Here is a 19305-nt window from a genome sequence, read left to right as displayed (position 1 = left end):
ACTAGTGACCTTTCTGCTTGGACCGGAGGGCGGTTATGGCTGTTCGGAAGTCGGTTTCGCGGTTTCTTGGGGCGAAGGGGAGGTCGTAGGTGTAGGTCTTGCCGCCTGGGTGGGGGTGGGTGCGTTCCTCTTGGGTGATGCGGCCGCCCTTCTTGCGCCAGGCGACCAGGACCGGGTTCGGGACGATGCGGCCGTTGGCGTCGAAGATGTAGCTGGTCTGGTCGTAGCCGTGGAGGACCGCGAACTGGGTGCGGTAGATGGTGCACAACTCATCGGCCGTGACGCCGAGCATCGTGGCCATCAGCGCGTCAATCTCGACCAGGGCATTGCGGCGGTCGATGTCCCGGCGCAGCGGCGTCGCCGGAGTCCACCGCGAGCCGACATCACCCATACGCGGAGCACCCTCATACCCCGGAGGCAGCAGCCACTCATCTTCCGCGAACACCGGATCCCAGACCTCCTCCCACACATCGGCATAGGCATCCGTGAGGCAATTCAGCCTCAGAGTCCGCAGAAGAAGCCGAGGCAGCAGCGGATGGTCCAGGGGTGGGATTGCTTGTCGACGAATGACATCCATGGTGATTGCGCTTTTTGGTGAAGATCGCACCGCGAAATCATTGAGCAACGTTGACAAGGAACCAGCAACTATGACTAGATCTCGTGGCATATTTCCAGTTCCTAGGGAACTGACAGTGTGTACGTGCGTAGCTCCTGGGGGAATGATGGCTGGTATGAGGGTGCGTTCACCGCGATTAGCCGCCATGGCGCGCCAGGCGACCCGGTAGTGGTCTCGGACTGGTCCGGTCTTCCAGTCTCCGTACCTGGTGTCGTACTCCTCGCGGCTGCCAGCGGGTTTGTAGGCGGTGACGGGCAGGGCATCAGGGGCGAGGATTTCCAGGTTTATAGGGGACCAGTCCTTGTTTGACTTGAGCGTGGAATTGGGTGATTTGGAAGCCGGGTTGCCTACGAAAATATGTGGTCCCTGCAGGATCGCCTCATCCCAGGAGTCAACTCGTCCCCATTCCTGGATAAAACGCCCCTTTACACGGTCGGTCTTCTCGTTCCAGCCAGCCGAGAATTCAAGCCCAAGAGAACCCACTCGGGGCGCTGTCCCAAGCTTCGCCAGCACCCTGGCCGCAGTGCGATTGACGGTGTACAGCATTCGTGTCCGAGATGCGGGGCTGTTTGGTGGTTCGAGGAGGTCCCGCCACATCTCAAGAGTCTCAATCGTTACATGCTGAAGGCGGGCGGCATGTGGACGCTGGTCCCAGTGCCCTTCATGTTTGGCTCCAGGCTCTTCCCCGGATCCATCGTGGTGGAAGGAGCGCTCTGCTGTTTCAGGATGATATAGGTTAGCTGCCTGAATAAAATTGATGTTGGAGTTACTGGCCCCATAAATGTGTACGCCGTAGGAGTTGTGGTTATCTATTTCTGCGAAAAGCTTCAAGTCGTTGCCGAATTGCCAGTGTCGTCGCAATCGTTCATAAACTTCTTTGCGGAGAAGACCTGCGTTCTCATCAGTGAAGTGGGTTTCCGGATGCAGCAAGGCTATGACACCTTGTTTTGAGATGTGCTTCCAGGTGCGTGCCATGAAGCAGCGATAGAGGTCTGGGCGGAGTCCGCTGAGGATGGGGTAGGTGGTGATGTCGGAGACGAATTCGCGGAGGGCGATGATCTCGTTTTCGCCGTCGAGCACAGAATCGGCGACTCCAGGAAGGGCCAGGGACTCGGCTCGTTTCTCGCGTTTGGCGGCCTCGGAGGGCTTGAGCGCCAGCTGCCACCAGGGATCCCCCTCGGCAAGCAGAGCCTCGATGTCCACGTCGGGCCTCACCCAGGGTGGGTTGCCGACTTGGAGGTCGAAGCCGCCGCGGCCGAAGACGGTGGCGAAGTCCAGCTGCCAGTGGAAGAAGCCCTGCCGGGCTGCGACCTGTTCGCAGACTTTGAGCCAGGGATGCTCCTCAAGGACCTCCTCGACAGGCCGGGCGCTGCCGCTGATGAGGACGAAGTCTTCCTGGTCGGCCAGCGCGGTCCAGGCGTCGGTGGGGGTCAGCTGCTCCTGGCCGGGCAGGGCGTGTTTCTCCCTTGCTGGGCGCTCGGCTCCCAGGATGCCTTCCGCCGCGGTGATCCACTGGCCCAGGGTCGGTGGCTCCACCTCCCGGCCGGTGAGCGGCCAGAACCACAGCGCACACCACGCGTCCATCATGCGCCGCAGCCGGCGGTAGGCCCCGTTCTCGTCGGCGAGGCTCTGTTCAATCTGCTCCCGCGTGACCCGTGACCCGTGCCCCGATGGCTCCCGCCCGAACAATGGGATGTCGCGGGCAGACTCCTGCTCGGCGACGTGCAGCCGGCGGTAGGCCAGAGCCCACAGCTCGTCGGCTTGGTGGGCGATCGCCACCAGCTTGTTCAGCTGCTGTTTCGACGGTTTGGTCTTGAGGCCTCGCCGCCACGCCTTGAGCCGCTTGACCCGCTCCGGGACGAGTGCCTTGGCCTCCTTGGACTCCGCCGTCGCACCCCACCCCGCGGCGGGCAGCAACCAGTGGTGGATGCGTCCATCGACACCGCTCAGCTCCTGCCGGTTCTGCGCGACCCGCTCAGCGATGTCAGTCAGCGGCACCGCCGCCGGCGGGGTAGTCAGCCAGGTTCTGTCATTCACCTGCGCCCGCGTGTAGCAGGCGCGGGAGGCCCCGGCGAGGGAGTTGCCGCGCTGTAGCCTGAGCCCGAACCACGGCGCAGCCAGGCCAGGGGCCATGGTGTCCAGCCACAGCGTGATCTCCGCGAACTCCACCGCGGTGGCATTCAGATCCACCCCATAGACGTTGTGCAGCGCGATGTACGCCTTGACGCGCTGCAACTCGGCGGCGTAGTCGTCGGGGTCGATCCGCACGCCCAGCTCCTCCTGCCGGCGGCGCAGATACTCCTCAGCCAGCTGGCGGGTCGCCTCGATGGCGAACGCCCCCGACCCGAGCGCCGGCTCGCACACCGTCAGTGAGAGGATGCGCTCGGCGGGCAGGTCGTCGCCGAGAAGCTCCGCGAGGGCCTGGGAGACCGTGAAGCGGGTCAGCACCTCGGGGGTGTAGTACGACGCGGAACGCTGCCGCTCCCGCCCGGACAGCCGGAACACGAACTGGCCGCGACCGTAGCGGCGGCGGGTTCGCTGCCCGGTGACCGGGTCGGTGTCGGTGACGAAGTCGCCCTCGCGGAGGTGTTCGCAGCGTCGCACCGGCACCACCCACGACCCCTTCTCCGGGTTGCCGTCGGGCGCGACCTCGTACAGATCCTCGGTGGCGAACGAGCCGCTGTAGCTCATCAACCCCTCATAGACGGCGCCCAGCTGGTTGATGCCCAGCTCCACATAGGAGATGAAACCGCGCTCCCGCCCGGCCCGCTCCCTGCTGAGCAGCAGCCGCCGCAGCACTTCCTGCAGAGCACCATTGCCCAGGCCCACCTCGTCGATGAGGGCCGTCGCCCCGGGCTGGAACAGGTCGGCGCGCAACCCCTGGAACTCCAGGCCACGCTGGATGCCGCCATCGCCCCGCGGGCTGTGGCCGTGGTTGACGAGCCGGAACAGCACCCCCAGCGACTCGTACAGATGCGTCCCCTGCAGAGACGCCGAGGTCAGCTCCACCTGGATCAGCTCCCGCAGCCGGTCCAGGGAGTAGCCGCGGGCGTAGTCGGGGTCACCGACCGGCAGGATCCGCAGCTGCGGCGAAGCCTCCGCGTAGAGGAGGAACAAGATGCGGTAGAGGAACCGCAGCGACTGCAGCGCCAGCGGTTGTGCGTCCGCCGCCGGGAGGGGCGCCAGGCCGCGGGCGCGCCGCCGGTCCACCACCTCGTTCGCGATGATCTCGATGGAGGTCCTCACCCCCTCCCGCAGATCCGCCGACACCCCGACGGTGTGCCGCACCGACTCCTCCAGCACCCCGTCCCACCAGATGTCACCCTCGGCGTCAGGCGCCAGCGACTCGGCATCGAGGGCCGTCAGCGCGCGCTGGATCTCGCCGCCGCGGCGGGCGTCGCCGCGCTCGGCCACTGTCTGGATGTCGACGGCCAGGTAGCGGCCCTCCGGCCAGCGCGACGCCTCCGCCACCACCAGCCACCGTCCCGCCAGGATCAGCGCGAACCGCACCTGGTCGTCGGCCAGGAACAGGTGACTGACCAGCCGCGACGCCGAGACGATCTCGTCCAGGGAGTCGGTGACGAAAGGCTCGGCGAGGGTCGGGGCGTCCTTGGCGAACAGGTCCTCCAGGGCTGCCGCGGGCCGGGCCGCCACGACAGCGAGTGTGGTGGGCAGACTGGGGGAGCGAAGCCACCGCACCGGCCCGCTGACCTCGGTCTCGTAGGGGCCGGGAACGTAGCCGAGGATCCGCAGCAGCTCGGCGTGGATGGCGTCGGCCGCGGCGGCGCTGGGATCATCGTCGCTGTAGAGGGCCGCCAGGCCGGCAGCCAGGCTGGAGCGGGTGGCGGTGAACCGGGACTCGGTGGTCTGGCCGCTGGCGGACTTCCACTGCTTGGCACGCGCCAGCACCTGGGCGCGGAACGACTCGCGGTCGGCGTCGGTGGTGAAGTAGTGCTCGCTGATCCAGTCCTCGACGATCAGGAGTGCGTCGCTATCGGCCATCGGTCGCCTCCAGGGTGTCGTCGGGCAGCACCACCAGCAGCGGCCGCACCAGCTGCCGGTCGGGACTCATATCGCGGCTCAAGCGTTCCTGCTGCTCCACCAGGCTGCGGCGCTGCCGCACCGCGCCGCGCTGGATGAGGGCGTCGGCCTCGGCCTGCCAGGTCTCCGCGCGCCGCACCCAGGCGGCGACGCGGCGTTCGACGTCCTCCCGGGCCGCGACCATAGTCCTGTCCAGATGCCCCTCCGCGGCCTCGACGGCGGGGCCGATGAGGTCGCGGCCGGGCAGCTCCACCGGCCCGGGATTCATGCGCTCGGTCACCAGCCCGGCGTCCGCGAGCATCTGGCCAGCCGAGGCATACGGGGTCACCATCGGCTGGGTGAGCTCGAAGCGGGCAGCCAGCCAAGACGACGCCACCACCTGGCCGCGGCGGTTGAGCAGGGTGCCGTTCAGCAGCACCCGCGGGGCATCGACGTCACCGCGGACGGCGAAGATCTCGTTGCGCGACAGCCGCGCCAGGGCACGGTCCGCGGCCCAGTCCAGGACGGGATGCAGCGGCCCCAGGAAGTGGGCCTCCGGCCAGGAGGAGCCGGTAGGGTCGCTGAGCGCAGCCTCCAGGAGAGTCCTCGCGATGCCCCGGTCGGTCACCAGGCGAAGCCGCTCCAGCACCGTCCGCTCCGTCAGATAGCCCTTGGGCAGCACCTCCAGCCGCTGCCGCAGGTCCGCGGGCGGGGTGAACTCCACCAGGTGCTGGGCCGGATGCTCGCGCCACGCGACACCGCCCTGGTCGCGTCCCGACGGCGCCTCCTCCGGGTTGGGGTAGTACTCGCGCAGCGCGTCGCGCAGGAAGTCGACGGGACGCTCGTACAGCCGCTGCTCCTCCGCCTGCCGGACAGCGGCCTCCTGCGCGGGCGGCGAGTCGAGGAGCTGCTGGAGCCAGTCCTCAGCATCGTCACCGGCGGAGGCGGGATCCGCCACCACCTCGTCGAACTCCCTGGCCCCCGCCAGGACCTGCCGGATCGCCTCCTCCTCGTCGGCGACGCTGTAGCGGCCCATCAGACTCGCCGCGTCACCCAGCGCCAGGTGCGCCTCATGCTCGCGGCGGACGAGACTGGCCAGCACCCGCACATCGCCCGCGAACCGCGGGCTGGCGAGGTCGAGCAGCAGGGTCGTGATCTCCGGACGCCGCCGCTGCCCGTACCGGTCGATGCGGCCGTTGCGCTGCTCGATGCGGATCAGCGACCAGGGGATGTCGAAGTGGATCAGGTGGTGACACTGCCGGTGCAGGTTGACGCCCTCACTGGCCACGTCCCCCGTGATCAGGAGCCGGATGGGGGAGTGCTCCTGCTTGAAACTCTCCACGATCTCCTGCTGGGCATCGTCGGCCAGGCCGCCGTGCAGGACCTCGACCTGGTCCGGCTTGAGCCGCAGGTCGCGGGTGAGGCGGTCAGCGAGCCAGCCGAGGGTCGCGACGCGCTCGCTGAACACCACCGCCCTGACCGGCGAGGCAGCGCTGACACCGATGCCCCTCAGGTAGCGCAGCAGCTCGTCATATTTCGCCGACGAGGCGTCGCAGGCTTTGTTGAGCTCGTCCAGGCGTCGCAGGGCGGTGGCTTCGGTGTAGGCAGCTGCCGTGTTGCCGAGGCGGGAGAGTCGGCTGGTGATGGTCTCGTGCAGCGCGGCCGGCGACGAGAGGAAGGCCTTGGCCAGGGTCCAGGGGAACAGCGTCCTGCCGCTGCCGGAGTAGGGGCTGACACCAGAAGCCGGATACAGCCACGTGGCGACCAGCTCGTCGGTGAGGGCATTCTCGGCGGCGGAGGCGGGCACGAGCCGGTTGTCGGGTTCGCGGCGTTCGGCCCAGTCGGCGCCCACCTCCTCGGCGACCTCGGGGCTGTGGCGGTGCCGCCGGATCGTCAGCTGCCTGACCTGGTCGAGGTCGAGCTCCCCGTCACCGCTGACCGCGGTCGGGTCCAGGAGCCGGATCAGGTTCGCGAACGAGCTGGCCTTCCCGTTGTGCGGGGTGGCGGACGCCAGCAGCAGCGCGTCGGTCTGCGGTGCGAGGACGCTCGCGAGCCGGCTGTTCTGCGTCTCGGAGTTCGTCACGTTGTGCGACTCGTCTATCACGACGGCGTCCCAGCGGTGACGGCGCAGGTCGTGGATGAACCGCTCCTGTTTGAGGGTGTCGATGGAGATGATGACCCGGCGGAAATAGGTGAACGGGTTCCGGCTGGCCGGCAGCTTCTGCTTGACCCGCGCCACACCCTGCGAGTCGAGACGCACGAACGGGATCGCGAACCGCGTCCACAGCTCGTGCTGCATCTGCTCCAGCACGTGGCGCGGGGTCACCACGAGGATCCGCTCACCCCGGCCGCGCCGGATCAGCTCGGCCAGGATCATGCCGATCTCCAGGGTCTTGCCCAGCCCGACGGCGTCGGCCAGCAGGATCCGGGGACGCAGGGACGCGGGATCGAGGGCCTGCGCAACGGCGTGCTGCTGATATCCCAGGGGATTGGCGAGCATGCCGGTCGAGACCGTCAGGGAGGCATCGCCCAGCGGGACAGGGGTCTTGCGCAGCATCGACTCAAGCCACAGCCGGGAACGCCGGTATCGGGGCGAGTCGTCGGCCCTGACCCTGGCCTGCCGCGGATCGCTGACCTCGATGGTATCGAGCGCGGGATAGAACACCGCCTCCTGGCCGCGCACCAGCTCCGAGAGCCCCGACGCGCTGATCACCGGGCCGTCGCCGGTCTCCTCCACCTGGGTGATGAGCCATTCCTCATCGCGGACCACCACGACCACCCCAGGAGCGAATACATCGCCCACCTTGCGTCATACCCCTTTCTTGACGGCGACAGCTTAGCCAAAGGCGGAGGAGGCCTACCACAGGTGAAGACACCGATTGACACAGGAAAGATCTCAGGGCTACTGTCCGAGGCAAGTGCATCGGAACTTCGGTGAGAATCCGGGCGGTCGCGCCACTGTATAGCCAGACCTGATCACTGTCTAACAACTCGTCTATGAGCGCTGAACTCGTGATGTGGTGGACGGTCTTTGTCGTCGGCATTGGTGTGGCAGCGCCCATCCGTCGACGGAGAAACAATGAACAAGCCCCGGCGGCCTGACATGTCCAGGCCCACGCATCTCCTCTCGCCGTTTAGGCCACTGGCCCTCGTACTCTCCCTGCTGCTGGCTCTTCTGACCGGCTGCTCGGGCTCGGCAACGCCCGCATCCTCCGAGGCAGGAGGGGACAAGTCGCCGATCGTGATCGGCCAGACGAGCGTATTGTCCAGCCTTGACCCGTTCAAGAAGAGCTGGGGACTCACCGCCGCAGGCGTCGGCGAGTACGTGTTCATGCTCCAGCCTGACGGCACCCAGACGTCCCGTTTCGTCGAGAAGGTGGAGCGTGTGGGCGACAACGACTGGACGATGACCGTCAAGGATGGCCCGAAATTCTCCGACGGCTCGGCAGTGGACGCCCAGGCCCTGGCCGACTGCCTCAACTCGATTCAGAAAAATAACTCGCTGTCCAACGCCTCGGCCGGTGTCATCAGCTTCACAGCCGAGGGAACCACCCTCAAAGCCCACACCGAGGGCCCGACCGCAGACCTGTCGTCGGTGCTTGGCGAATGGAGCAACGTGGTCTTCAAGGCGGGCTCTGACGGAAATAACTTCTTCACCGGGCCCTACCAGGTCAAGTCCTTCACCGCTGAAACCATCCTCGAATTGACCCCGAACCCCCAGTATCCTGACGCCAGCCGTCGCCCGGATGTGACCATCAAGGCATTTAAGGACGTCGATGCCATGAAGCTTGCCCTGCAAAGCAGCAGCATCGACATGGCCTTCACCATCACTCCTGACGTCGCCGGCCAGCTGGAGGGACAAAGCGGCATCCACGTGAAGTCAATCGATGCTGGCTACCAGTACTTCGGACGCCCCAACCTGGTCAGCGGGCCATTGACTGACCTCAAGGTCCGGTCGGCTCTCGACCTGGGACTGGACCGCACAGCCTATCTGACGGCATTGAAGGGCGGGACCGTGGCCAACGGTGCTTTCGCCCACTACTACAGCTTCGCAGGCACCGAGAACCTGACCACCAATCCGGAAGAGGCCAACAGGCTGCTCGACGAGGCCGGCTGGGTCAAGAGCAGCGACGGCATCAGGGCGAAGGACGGCCAGCAGCTGAGCCTGCGCCTGGTGACCTATGCCATGCGTCCCGACCTGTCGATCATCATGCAGATCATGGTCTCCCAGCTCAAGGAGCTCGGGATCGCAGCCACCACGAGCGTGGTCGACGACATTCAGGGCGCTGTGAAGGAAGGCAACTACGACCTCGCCCTGTGGGCCCAGCACACCGCGCCCACCGGCAACCCGTCGTTCTTCCTGAACCAGTTCTTCCGTTCGGGCGCGGCCTCCAATCTCAATGGGTACTCCTCGCCCACGACCGACGAGATGCTCGACCGGCTTGCCGCGCTGCCCGCCGGCGCCGACCGGGACACCCTGGCCGTCGAGGTCCAGCACCAGCTTCGCACCGATGAGGCTGTGCTGTATCTGGTCGATCCGCAATGGCACATCGGGGTCACTGACCGCCTGGCCAGCTATCAGCCCTATTGCGGTGACTACTACGTCGTGGACGCCAAACTTGGGCTGTCCTGACTGCCCGGTGAGCCTCCGCCTGAAAGGCCACGGCCAGTGACCCGCTTCCGCGGCATCAGTGGCGTGGCCCGCCAGGTGGGTCTGGCTCTCCTGGCGAGCGTCGTCATCTTCATCGTCACCCGGGCCCTGCCCAGGACCCCGATGCAGGTCTACCTGGAGACCCACGGCCAGCCGGTCACCCCAGAGGCCCTTGAGGCATTGAGCAGACGATGGGGCCTGGACGGGCCGTTGACTGGTCAATACCTGCGGTGGATCACCGGTTTCCTCACCGGCGACTGGGGCGAGTCCATCTCGTCCGGGACGCAGGTGAGCGCGGAGTTCCTGAGCCGGCTGCCGGCGTCGCTGGCGATCGGCCTGGGCGGGGTGACGCTGGCATTCATCCTGTCCTATCCGCTCGGCATGCTGGCCTACACTCGCGGTGGCCTGTGGGATGGGCTGACCCGGGTGCTGGCCATAGCTGGGCAGGCCGTTCCCAGCTTCCTGGTGTGCACGCTGATCATCGCCGTGCTCGGGGTGAAACTGAGATGGATACCGTTCTACAGGCTGCCCCCGGAACGGGCTGTGGTGGCGCCGATGCTCGTCGTCGGGCTCTACTCGCTCGGCCAGCTTTCCCGGATAGCCTATGCGCACGCTGAACAACAGGCGGCGGAACCATACGTCACGGCGGCGGTCTCCCGCGGTTTCACCCGCTCGCAGGTCCTGTGGCGCGATGCCTGGCGTCCTGTTGTCTACGGACTGGTGAGCGCAGTGATCGCCAAGATGGCCTGGGTCATCGGCGGCACGGCTGTCGTTGAATACGTCTTCGCGGTACCCGGCATCAGCACCTATCTGATAAGCAGCATCTCCTCGCGTGACTACACCGTGGTGCAGTCCTATCTCATGGTGCTGGTGCTGTGGATGTTCGCCACCCGCGTCGTCCTGGGCCTTGTCCTGAACCGGCTGGATCCGAGGTCACGATGAGCCGCCGCGTCCAGGTCCTGTTGATCATCGTGGTCGTCGCCGCGGTGACCATCGCCAGCTGCCTGCCGCACGCTGACCCGATGCAAGTGGACCTGGTCAATGTCCTCACCGGCCCCAGCCAAGCTCATCCCCTCGGCACTGACCAGCTGGGCCGCGACCTGTGGGCGCTGACCGCGGCAGGTTACTGGCGCACCCTGGTCGTGGTCGCCGCAACCTGTGTGACCAGCCTGCTCATCGGGCTTCCCTGCGGGCTGGCGGCCGGATACCGGGGCGGCTGGCTTGACGCCGTGATCATGACGATCACCGATCTGACGATGGTGATCCCAAGCTTCGTCGCCGCGTTGATCGTCACCTCGGTGGCCGGCCTGACGCCACTGACCGCCGGAATGGTGCTTGGGTTGTTCGGAGCCGGACCCTATGTGAACCAGGTACGGGCATTGACCCGTACGGTCCGTTCCCGTGACTACGTGCAGGTGGAGCTACTGCTTGGCTCCCCGGCTCACACCATCTTGGCCACACATGTGCTGCCGGCCATCAAATCACCGTTGTCCAGCTATTTCGGCGCGACCGCATCAGGTGCGGTGCTGTCCTACGCGGGACTAGCCTTCATCGGTCTGGGCCTCGATACGACGACACCAGACTGGGGCACCATGCTCTACACCTACCGGTCCCAGACGGACAATCCGATGCTGATCCTCACCCCGGCCGCTGGCATCTTGCTGCTGGCATCGTTTTTCCACATCGTCTTCGACCCGGCACGATCATGAACGCACCAGAGCGGATAATCCTTCAGGTCAAGAACCTCACAGCCTCGGCCGCTGCGCCGCGCCCGAGACCAATCCTGCATGGCGTCGACTTTGATCTCAGGTCCACCCAACGTCTCGGCATCGTCGGCCCGTCGGGCTCTGGGAAGAGCATGATCTTGAAGGCACTCACCGGCTTCACCCCCGCTGCCATAGAAGTGAGCGGCACGGTATCGCTGAACGGCAAGGACGTCCTGTCCCTGCCGCCCGCGGAACGCCATCGCCTGGTGACGTCGAAACTGGCCTTGCTGTGGCAGGACTCGATGCAGTCGCTCAACCCATACGAAAGTATTGGGATTCAGTTGGCCAAGGCCCTCCAGCTGCACGAGAAGCGGCCCCGCGCAGAGCTTCGGGATCTGGCCCAGGAATGGCTGGGGAGGGTCGGGCTACCCCAGGGCGCGAAGGTCCTCCAGGCGTATCCACACCAGCTTTCGGGTGGTATGCGGCAACGCGTCATGCTCGCTATGAGCCTGTGCGGCAGCCAGCCGATCGTGGTGGCCGACGAACCCACGACAGCCCTCGACATGGTGCGGCAAGCCGAATGTATTGGGCTGATTGATGAGCTCAGCCGGGGACGCGGCAGGGCACTGCTCTACGTCTCCCATGACCTGGCGCTGACTGCCCGTCTGTGCACTCACGTCATGGTCGTGAGTTCCGGGACCATTGTGGAGAGCGGCAGCCTCGATGAGGTCTTCGGCCATCCGGTCAGCGAGGTCACCAAGAGGCTCCTCGCCGGAACCAGGAAGGTCCGGCCACGATGACAGCCGTGCTAGCCCTCGACGCCGTCAGCAAGGCATTCCGCCGTGGTGGCGGCCAAGTGCAGGCTGTTGATCGAGTCAGTCTGGAGCTGGTGGCTGACCACACGCTCGCGCTGGTGGGGCAATCCGGGTGCGGGAAGAGCACGCTGGGCAAGATCTGCGTCGGTCTGATTCGGCCTGACTCCGGCCGGGTCCTTGATGAGTGCGGCACTGACCTGGTACGGCGCCGCGGACGGTCCTGGCGTCCGCTCCGGCCGGCATTCCAACTGGTTTTCCAGGACCCGTTCGCGTCCTTCGCGCCCCACCTGAGTCTGCGGCAAAGCCTGCTGCCGGTGGCTTGCCGCATCCACCGGCTTGACGCAGCCTCGGCAGTGGTGAAGGTGCGCCGGCTGCTTGCCGATGTCGGCCTTGAGGAGGCGCACCTGTCGCGTCATCCTGGTCAGCTGTCTGGAGGCCAACTGCAGCGGGCCGCACTGGCTCGTGCCCTGCTGGCGGAGCCCCGGCTCCTGGTCGCTGACGAGGTAGTCTCCGCACTCGACGTGTCGATGCAGGATGAGATCACTCGATTGCTTGGAGAACTGCAGAGGAAATGGCAGTTTTCGATGCTGTTCATAACCCATGACCTGGGGCTGGCCAAGGAAGTCGCGGATGAGATCTGTGTCATGGAAGATGGGCAGATCGTCGAGCAGGGCACCGCGCAGCGGGTGATCGACTCGCCCACTGCGCCAGCCACCCAGCGGCTCGTTGAGAGCGTCCCGCGCTTTCCCTGGGGGGAGGCCGAATGGCGGGACTGAAATCATTTATCGCACCATGCTCAGCAGCAGTCAGCGATGGACGGGATAGGCCGGATCTGTGCCCTGAGCCGCATGGACCATCAGCACGAAAGCAGGGGGATATGGACGTCGTCATCCACATTGACCAGATACCAGAGCTTGACGAATTGGTCAGCTTGTATGACTCCGTCGGATGGACTGCCTATACCCGTGAGCCGGAGATGCTGCGCCGGGCGCTGAAAGGATCATCGCGGGTGGTGACCGCCTACGAGGGCGAACGGTTGATCGGGCTGGCCCGGATCATCTCAGATGGTGCCACGATTGCCTATCTGCAGGATGTGCTGGTGCGGCCTGAAGTACATCGGTGTGGCATCGGCCGGTGTCTCGTCGAAATGGTCTTCGAGCCGTACGCCAGAGTGCGCCAGCACGTCCTGATGACCGACGCCTCACCCCGGCAGCGCGCCTTCTACGAGTCCCTGGGATTCACAGAGCTACACGCCCTGGGACCGGCACCCGGCCGGGCCTTCGCCCGCTTCCAGGTCTGAGAGACCACCGGCGTCAGGTCTGGAAACTTCTCAGTTCCTCGGTGTCCTGGACAGAGATCCCAGCTTCTGGTGAATGCGCAACCGGTGGCCGGTGTGAAATATTCCATGAAAAACGTTGTCTCTTTGCCAGAATCCGGCAAAGAGACAACGCATTGCTTTGACGACTTACATTTCTTCGACGGCTTAGCGGTAGGATTTCTCCAGCAGCTGCACGATCTCCTCCTTGGACATCACATAGCGATCCCAGTCGATCCCGATGACGTCGACTGTGTTGTCGGCGATCCTCTGGAACTCCGCCGGGTCGATGCCGAAGTCCGACATCTTCAGGTCGCTGGCTCCCGTGACCTCCATCAGCTGTTCGACGGCCCGGGAGAAACCGGTTCCGGGCTGCGCTGGGTCGGGTTCCACCCCGAGCAGCTTGCCCATCGCGTCGAAGAATTCGGGGAACTTGGGTGCCCAGAGCCGGTAGAACTCTTTCGCGATCAGGATCAAGGTGGCGCCGTGCGGAACCTTGGGGAATACCCCACCCATGGCCTGGCCGATGATGTGATGGGTCGTGACGAAGCAGTGCGCCATCGCATATCCACCCAGAATGTTTGCGCCATAGGCCATATTCGTGCGCGCCTCCAGGTTGGAGCCATTCTCCAGCGCTTTGGGCAGCCACTGGTAGACAGTGGTGAAACCATCAATGGTGAACAGGTCCAGCAGGCGGTTCTGGTTGTTGTTGGTGATATAGCATTCCGCGTTGTGGAAGAAAGCGTCGAAGCCCTGGAACATCGTCTGGTTCTTGGGCAGTGAAACCATTAATTCGGGATCGATGATAGACAGCGTCGGGAATAACGCGTCCATGGTGAAATCGATCTTCTCGGCGGTCTCCTCCTTGGTGATGACGCAGTACTGGTCTGTCTCGGTGCCGGTGCCGCAGGTGGTGGCGATGGTGATGATGGGTGCTGCGACCTGGACGGGTTTGCGCCCGCCGCTGCCGACCTCGGCGTAATCCCACAGGTCACCGCCATTCTTGGCGATGATCGCAGTCGCCTTCGCCACGTCGATGCTGGAGCCGCCACCCAGCCCGATGAAGAAGTCACAGCCCTCTCGTTCGGCAAGAGCTGCCGCTGCCATCACGGTCTCCCGGTTCGGGTTGGGTGTGATGTCGCTGAAGATCGCGGCCTCGACGTTGTTCTTGGCCAGCAGATCGAGGACCCGCTGCTGAACGCCGATTTTCTCCATCAGGCCATCGGCTGTGACGCAGATCAGGGCTTTGGTCCCCGGTAGCTCCACTGAGGCGAGTTCCTCGAGCCGCCCGGCACCGAAGATGACGCGAGTCGGGGTGTAGGTGTCTACGGTGAACATCGGAATCTCTTTCTGACGTGAGGGTTAGTTTGTTGTGGGCTTTGGCTGGTTCTCGTTGCTTTCACTTTCCTGACGGGAACCCCAGTCGTGTTTGACCAGCCAGAAGTCGGCATTCTTGATCCCGAGCTTGACCGGGTCGAAGTGCGGATCCAGCCCTGCCCTGGCCTGCTCCTCGTAATCCTTCCAGACCGTGCGGACGATCTTGAACAGGAACACCAGGCAGAACAGGTTGACCCAGGCGATCAGGCCGAGCCCGATATCGCCGACAGCCCACACGAAATCGGCGCTGATGATCGAGCCGGTGAAGACGATCGCCATGGTGCCGAGCTTCAGACCGAGTTTCAGGCCTTTGCCCTTGCGCCCATCCAGCAGGTACAACAGGTTGGTGTTGGCGACGTAGAAATAGGCCAGCAGGCAGGCGAAACCGAACATCAGCACCGCCACTGCCACGAAGGCCGGACCCCAGCCGGGAGCCAAGGTGTTGATGGACTCCTGCACCCAGTTCGGCCCGACGGCCACACCCGGCAGGTTCTCGATGAAGAAACCACCGTCGGGGTTGGTCACGTTGAATTTGCCCGAGACCACCATCATGAGCCCACTGGCCATGCAGATCAGCAGGATGTCGATGTAGACGCTGAAGGTCTGCACCAGGCCCTGCTTGCCCGGATGCGACGTGCGCGCGCCAGCCGCGGAGAAGGTGGCCTCACCCAGTCCGTTCGACGAGGCGAACACCGCACGCCGGACGCCCCAGGCGACAGCAGCCCCCGCGATGCCCGCCAGCAGCGGCTCCATGCCGAAGGCCGAGCGGACTATCAGACTGATGGCGCTGGGAATCTGGGCATAGTTGATGCCGATGACCGCCAGCGCCAGGCCCAGATAGCCGAAGGCCAGCAGCGGCACCAGCACCTGGGTCACCTTGACCAGCCGGACGGTGCCACCGAAGATCACCATCGCGACCAGGCCGGTCACGACGACCGCAGGCCCCCAGGACGGCAACCCAAAAGCCCGACTCCAGCTGCTGGCGATGGTACTGACCTGGAGGCCGGGGAACACCAGGCCATAGCCGACGACACCCAGGACCGCGATGAGCGCTCCCACCTTGGGCCAGTTCAGGCCGTACCGGATGTAATACGGCATACCGCCGATATCCTCCTTGGCCCGTTTCAGATCTTCGTCCTCGACCTGGCGTTTGAACGTCTGGGACAGGCAGGCCTCTGCGTAGCCGACGGTGCAGCCCAGCAGGCCGGTGACAGCCATCCACAGCAAGGCGCCCGGGCCGCCACCGCCGATCGCGGTGGCAACACCCGCGATGGAACCCACACCGACGCGGCTCGCGAGGGCCATGGCCAGGGCCTGGAATGACGACATGCCGCCGTCGCCGCCAGTCGAGTCACGCAGCTGGCGGACCATGTCCGGGACCCGCCGGAACTGCACAGCCTTGGTGCCGATCGTGTAGGCCAGTCCCAGGCCGAGAACCACATACGCCATCGGATTCCAGATGAAGTCCGCTATCGCCTGAGTGTCTGAGGTGATGTCCAGAGGGATCATTGATGTGCCTAACCCTGTTTGAGGCGTGCCAGGGCATCGCGCAGACGGGCGACATCATCGGCCGGGTAGGGCGCCAGTGGTCGGCGTGGCGTCCCGGCCGGCTGACCCTGTAACTCCAGCCCGGCTTTCACGCCGGGGATGAAGGCCGTCGTGATCAGGAGATCGATGACGGGATAGACCCGCTTCCACTTCGCCAGGGCCTCATCGAGCTTGTTCTCCTTGATCAGGGCAGCGACCTCGACCAGCTCCTCCGGGACGACGTTCGCAGCGCCGGCCATGATGCCGGCCGCCCCTCGACCAGGGCGCTGTACAGGTAGACGTCCCAGCCGATGAATGTGCCGATGACGTCGCTGTGGTAATGGATCAGCTCAAGTGCCTGCTCGAAGTTCGCGCTGGAATCCTTGATGTACTTGACGTTGTCGATCTCGGTGGCGAGCCGCCGCACCAGCGCGGGATCCAGATTCACCCCGGTGGCCGACGGGATGTTGTAGAGCATCACCGGCAGATCGACCGATGCCGCGACATCCTTCAGATACGCGACCGTCTCCTCGACGGTGACTGCCTCATAGAAAGGCGTGACCAGCATCAGCACATCGGCCCCCGAGGACTGCGCCGCCTGCGACAGCCGGATGGCCTCGGCAGTCGAGGTGGCGCCCGTCTGGGCGATGACCGGCACCCGGCCCGCGGTCTGCTCCACGACGATGTCGACGACCCTGCGCCGCTCATCGGAGGACATGGTGCCGACCTCTCCAGTCGAACCGCAGGCCACGACGCCGCCGACCCCGGCTGAGACGGAGCGTTCGACGACTGCTCTGAGGAGGTCGGCGTCGATGCTCTCACTGGAGTCGAAGGGGGTGGCCAGGGCGGTGAGGACGCCGGACAAGTGCTTGGACATCATTCTCCTAGAAAAGTGAAACAGCGGTGCGCAGAAAGGATTTGGGGCAGAGGGGATTGGGTGAGACGCCCTGCGTCAGGCGTTGTGGTGGGTCTGGCGCTCGGTGGCGAGGATGCTGGCGGCATTCGTTGCCGCCGCGAACCCCGAAGTGATGGCGCTTTCGGTGTAGAGGGTGCCCAGGAAGTCACCGGCCAGTAGGACGCGGCTGGCGCCCCGCATCAGCGTGGGCTGGAGCTTGGAGCGGCCTGGGAAGCAGTACGGCGAGGCGGACTTTCAGCGCTCGGCCCGGGCCTCCACAACCATGTCGGAGAAACCTGGCCGCAGGACTTCCTCAAGATCCGCCAGATGTGTCGCGATGACCTCCTCGTTGCTCTTGTCGAAGAGAGCCCGTCCAAGGCTGGCGGGGGAGAAGCACATGATGGAGCCGCCTGGCTGGCGTTCCTTCTCCTGGCTGCGGATCACGCTTGCATGGTTCAGGCAGATGGCGAACGACCGCTTCGGAGCCGCGATCGCGTAGACGTCGTCCCAGCGCTGACGGGTTGTCTCGTTGGTGAGGAAGGCTGTGCTCACGTGGGGCCCGTACTGGACCTTGCCCAGGGCCTCGTTCAGGTCATACGGGAGATCAACGGCGATCTGGTGTGAGACATCGGCGGTTGTCGCCAGGATGACTGCCCGGGCCTCGGCCTCGTGGTCCTGGCCGTCCTGCTCGTAGCGCACGAGCACTGAGTTCTTCCGGTGAACCACCTCGTGAACCCTGGCGCCGAGCTGGACGGTGTCCCCGAGAGCCACCGCGACGGACTCGGTGAGGGTCGACGGGCCGCCCACGATGGCCCGGTTCAGGCCCTGTCCGATACCGAGCACCAAACTGAAATACCCGATGCCCGACCCGGCCGAGATCTGGTCCATATCCCCGGCGGAACGTGTCACCGTCGTCTTGAACAGGGCTGCGGCATCCTCGGGCTGGTCCTTGATGAAGTCGAGGAACGAACGCTCGTTGTCGAAATCGTAAACTCGCTGCTGCCGCATCGGACCGGACTCCCCAGGGCGCTGCCGCACGACGGCGGTGTAGCGGGCCACGCCGCTGACTACCTTGATGCCGGTGAGCAGGGTGGCAAGCCGGGCCTTGAACGACATCGGGATGCGGAACGGATAGGTGGCGATGTGCCCCTTCCGGATGAACTTCCCATTCATCTGAAGGCCTTGAAGGGAACCCGGCACCGCGACGGCTAAGACCCCGACCTCGTTCAGCAGCGAGTCCGTTGAACTGCCCGGGCCTGCGAACACGTGCCCTCCCCAGTTCAGCCAGTACTGACCACGCCGCTCGGAGCGTATCCGGCCACCCACGCGGGAGTCGGCTTCCAGAACCAGTGTGTCCCAGTGGCGCATCCGCCAGGCAGCAGACAATCCGGCAAGGCCAGCTCCGACAACGATTACATCCTTCACTGACGTCTCTCCTTTGAGTACGAACGACCAATCCAGGCCAAGCATCGTGATTTCTGACAACGTAACATTTGATCACAGATCACGCAAGGGGTGAATAAAAACTAAGAGGTGAATAAAAAGCTGACCGCTCGTGCAATTGGCTGCGCGAGCGGTCAGCTCCTGATGATCTTCTTGGATCCTTCAGCCGGCCTAATCGGCTCCCTCATCTGGCAGGGCGGCCCGGATCCGCTCAGTGGCGGCGTCCAGGGAATCCGCCGTTATCTGTTCCGCCCGGTCCACGTCGCCAGCGGCGACAGCGTTGATCAGCTCTTCTTGGTAAGACAACAGGATGTCGGTCTGGCCGGATTCGATCTGCCGCCTGACACCCACGATCTTGTACGAACGGCACCGCTGCCACAGCCTGCGGATCGTATCCAGCAGCACCGTGTTGCCGGAGCAGAGATACACGCTGGCGAGCAGTTTCTCGTCGAACTCCAGATACTCGATGGCATTCCCCCGGGCCAAGGCTGAGGCCAGGCGGCTATGAAGCTTGCGGAGCGCCTGGATGTCCTTGGTGGGCACAGCGGGTGCCCCCAGCCGTGTCGCCTCAACCTCCAGGATGCGGCGGACCGCATACAGCTGGAGGAGCTCGTCCCGGGTGAAACGTTTCACGACGGCGCTGCGGTGTGGGAAGGTCTCCACGAGGCTGAGCTCCTCCAGCCGCTTGATTGCCTCCCGCACCGGCATGACGCTGGTGCCCAGCTTCTCAGCGAGCTGGCGGATCTGGAGCCGTTGCCCCGCTCGATACTCGCCAGTCATGATCGCATCGTGAATGGCATCGAACGCCTGGTCTCCAACACGCTGGGCAGGTTCCAGCTTCATCAATGCCACGGGGGGCATTTTATTGCAGACAGCCACTCTTTGACGAACCAGAGGTCTTGACATGTCGTACCGCACATGCTCTGCCTGGGGGCGTCGC

Annotated in this window: 13 protein-coding genes and 1 pseudogene; 6 read left to right on the top strand and 8 right to left on the bottom strand. The window is 64.9% G+C overall.

Features of this window, described 5'->3' with window-relative positions:
• Position 1: 1 nt before the first annotated feature.
• Complete coding sequence (locus SK1NUM_RS11350; protein ID WP_212322059.1) at positions 2-4618, bottom strand: class I SAM-dependent DNA methyltransferase; 4617 nt, start codon at positions 4616-4618, stop codon at positions 2-4.
• Positions 4608-7439, bottom strand: coding sequence for a helicase-related protein (locus tag SK1NUM_RS15315; RefSeq protein WP_212322058.1), 2832 nt, complete (start codon positions 7437-7439; stop codon positions 4608-4610). Before SK1NUM_RS15315 ends, SK1NUM_RS11350 begins: the two co-directional genes overlap by 11 nt.
• A 276-nt stretch (positions 7440-7715) precedes the next feature.
• Between SK1NUM_RS15315 and SK1NUM_RS11335 the strand changes: the two genes are divergently transcribed.
• The 6 genes from SK1NUM_RS11335 to SK1NUM_RS11310 all read left to right on the top strand — a co-directional run bounded on the left by SK1NUM_RS11335 (position 7716) and on the right by SK1NUM_RS11310 (position 13108).
• Positions 7716-9269 carry an ABC transporter substrate-binding protein gene (locus SK1NUM_RS11335; RefSeq protein ID WP_212322057.1) on the top strand — a complete coding sequence of 518 codons (1554 nt, stop codon included), beginning with the start codon at positions 7716-7718 and terminating at the stop codon, positions 9267-9269.
• A 36-nt stretch (positions 9270-9305) separates the two neighbouring features.
• Complete coding sequence (locus tag SK1NUM_RS11330; protein ID WP_212322054.1) at positions 9306-10229, top strand: ABC transporter permease; 924 nt, start codon at positions 9306-9308, stop codon at positions 10227-10229.
• Positions 10226-10996: an ABC transporter permease gene (locus SK1NUM_RS11325; protein WP_212322052.1), complete on the top strand. Its 771-nt coding sequence runs from the start codon at positions 10226-10228 to the stop codon at positions 10994-10996. The genes SK1NUM_RS11330 and SK1NUM_RS11325 overlap by 4 nt, the downstream gene beginning before the upstream one ends.
• Positions 10993-11793, top strand: coding sequence for an ATP-binding cassette domain-containing protein (locus SK1NUM_RS11320; protein ID WP_212322050.1), 801 nt, complete (start codon positions 10993-10995; stop codon positions 11791-11793). The genes SK1NUM_RS11325 and SK1NUM_RS11320 overlap by 4 nt, the downstream gene beginning before the upstream one ends.
• On the top strand, positions 11790-12584 hold the full coding sequence (locus tag SK1NUM_RS11315) for an ABC transporter ATP-binding protein (protein WP_212322048.1): 795 nt from the start codon (positions 11790-11792) through the stop codon (positions 12582-12584). The genes SK1NUM_RS11320 and SK1NUM_RS11315 overlap by 4 nt, the downstream gene beginning before the upstream one ends.
• A 101-nt stretch (positions 12585-12685) precedes the next feature.
• Complete coding sequence (locus tag SK1NUM_RS11310; RefSeq protein WP_212322046.1) at positions 12686-13108, top strand: GNAT family N-acetyltransferase; 423 nt, start codon at positions 12686-12688, stop codon at positions 13106-13108.
• Between the two features lie 183 nt (positions 13109-13291).
• On the opposite strand, the gene SK1NUM_RS11305 is transcribed toward SK1NUM_RS11310, so the two are convergent.
• From SK1NUM_RS11305 to SK1NUM_RS11280, 6 genes and pseudogenes are all read right to left on the bottom strand, one after another.
• Positions 13292-14461, bottom strand: a complete 1170-nt coding sequence (locus SK1NUM_RS11305; RefSeq protein WP_212322045.1) for an iron-containing alcohol dehydrogenase — start codon at positions 14459-14461, stop codon at positions 13292-13294.
• A 24-nt stretch (positions 14462-14485) separates the two neighbouring features.
• Positions 14486-16009: an alanine/glycine:cation symporter family protein gene (locus SK1NUM_RS11300; protein ID WP_212322043.1), complete on the bottom strand. Its 1524-nt coding sequence runs from the start codon at positions 16007-16009 to the stop codon at positions 14486-14488.
• 8 nt (positions 16010-16017) lie between these two features.
• A pseudogene (gene dapA / locus SK1NUM_RS11295) lies at positions 16018-16904 on the bottom strand (4-hydroxy-tetrahydrodipicolinate synthase).
• A 75-nt stretch (positions 16905-16979) separates the two neighbouring features.
• Positions 16980-17123: a hypothetical protein gene (locus SK1NUM_RS11290; RefSeq protein ID WP_212322037.1), complete on the bottom strand. Its 144-nt coding sequence runs from the start codon at positions 17121-17123 to the stop codon at positions 16980-16982.
• A gap of 54 nt (positions 17124-17177) precedes the next feature.
• On the bottom strand, positions 17178-18347 hold the full coding sequence (locus SK1NUM_RS11285) for a protoporphyrinogen/coproporphyrinogen oxidase (RefSeq protein WP_212322035.1): 1170 nt from the start codon (positions 18345-18347) through the stop codon (positions 17178-17180).
• A gap of 189 nt (positions 18348-18536) precedes the next feature.
• The gene (locus SK1NUM_RS11280) at positions 18537-19208 is read right to left on the bottom strand and encodes a GntR family transcriptional regulator (protein WP_223927995.1); all 672 of its coding nucleotides are present in this window, start codon (positions 19206-19208) and stop codon (positions 18537-18539) included.
• Positions 19209-19305: the final 97 nt, after the last annotated feature.

It is taken from the genome of Arachnia rubra (genome assembly GCF_019973735.1).
Taxonomy (GTDB): Bacteria; Actinomycetota; Actinomycetes; order Propionibacteriales; family Propionibacteriaceae; genus Arachnia; species Arachnia rubra.
This window is presented reverse-complemented; position numbering and strand designations above follow the sequence as displayed.

What these genes read in the sequence shown, in the direction of transcription:
- SK1NUM_RS11350 (WP_212322059.1), bottom strand. Translation starts at nt 4,618, where the DNA reads ATGGCCGATAGCGACGCACTCCTGATCGTCGAGGACTGGATCAGCGAG.
- SK1NUM_RS11335 (WP_212322057.1), top strand. Translation starts at nt 7,716, where the DNA reads ATGAACAAGCCCCGGCGGCCTGACATGTCCAGGCCCACGCATCTCCTC.
- SK1NUM_RS11325 (WP_212322052.1), top strand. Translation starts at nt 10,226, where the DNA reads ATGAGCCGCCGCGTCCAGGTCCTGTTGATCATCGTGGTCGTCGCCGCG.
- SK1NUM_RS11320 (WP_212322050.1), top strand. Translation starts at nt 10,993, where the DNA reads ATGAACGCACCAGAGCGGATAATCCTTCAGGTCAAGAACCTCACAGCC.
- SK1NUM_RS11315 (WP_212322048.1), top strand. Translation starts at nt 11,790, where the DNA reads ATGACAGCCGTGCTAGCCCTCGACGCCGTCAGCAAGGCATTCCGCCGT.
- SK1NUM_RS11310 (WP_212322046.1), top strand. Translation starts at nt 12,686, where the DNA reads ATGGACGTCGTCATCCACATTGACCAGATACCAGAGCTTGACGAATTG.
- SK1NUM_RS11305 (WP_212322045.1), bottom strand. Translation starts at nt 14,461, where the DNA reads ATGTTCACCGTAGACACCTACACCCCGACTCGCGTCATCTTCGGTGCC.
- SK1NUM_RS11300 (WP_212322043.1), bottom strand. Translation starts at nt 16,009, where the DNA reads ATGATCCCTCTGGACATCACCTCAGACACTCAGGCGATAGCGGACTTC.
- SK1NUM_RS11290 (WP_212322037.1), bottom strand. Translation starts at nt 17,123, where the DNA reads ATGCGGGGCGCCAGCCGCGTCCTACTGGCCGGTGACTTCCTGGGCACC.
- SK1NUM_RS11280 (WP_223927995.1), bottom strand. Translation starts at nt 19,208, where the DNA reads ATGAAGCTGGAACCTGCCCAGCGTGTTGGAGACCAGGCGTTCGATGCC.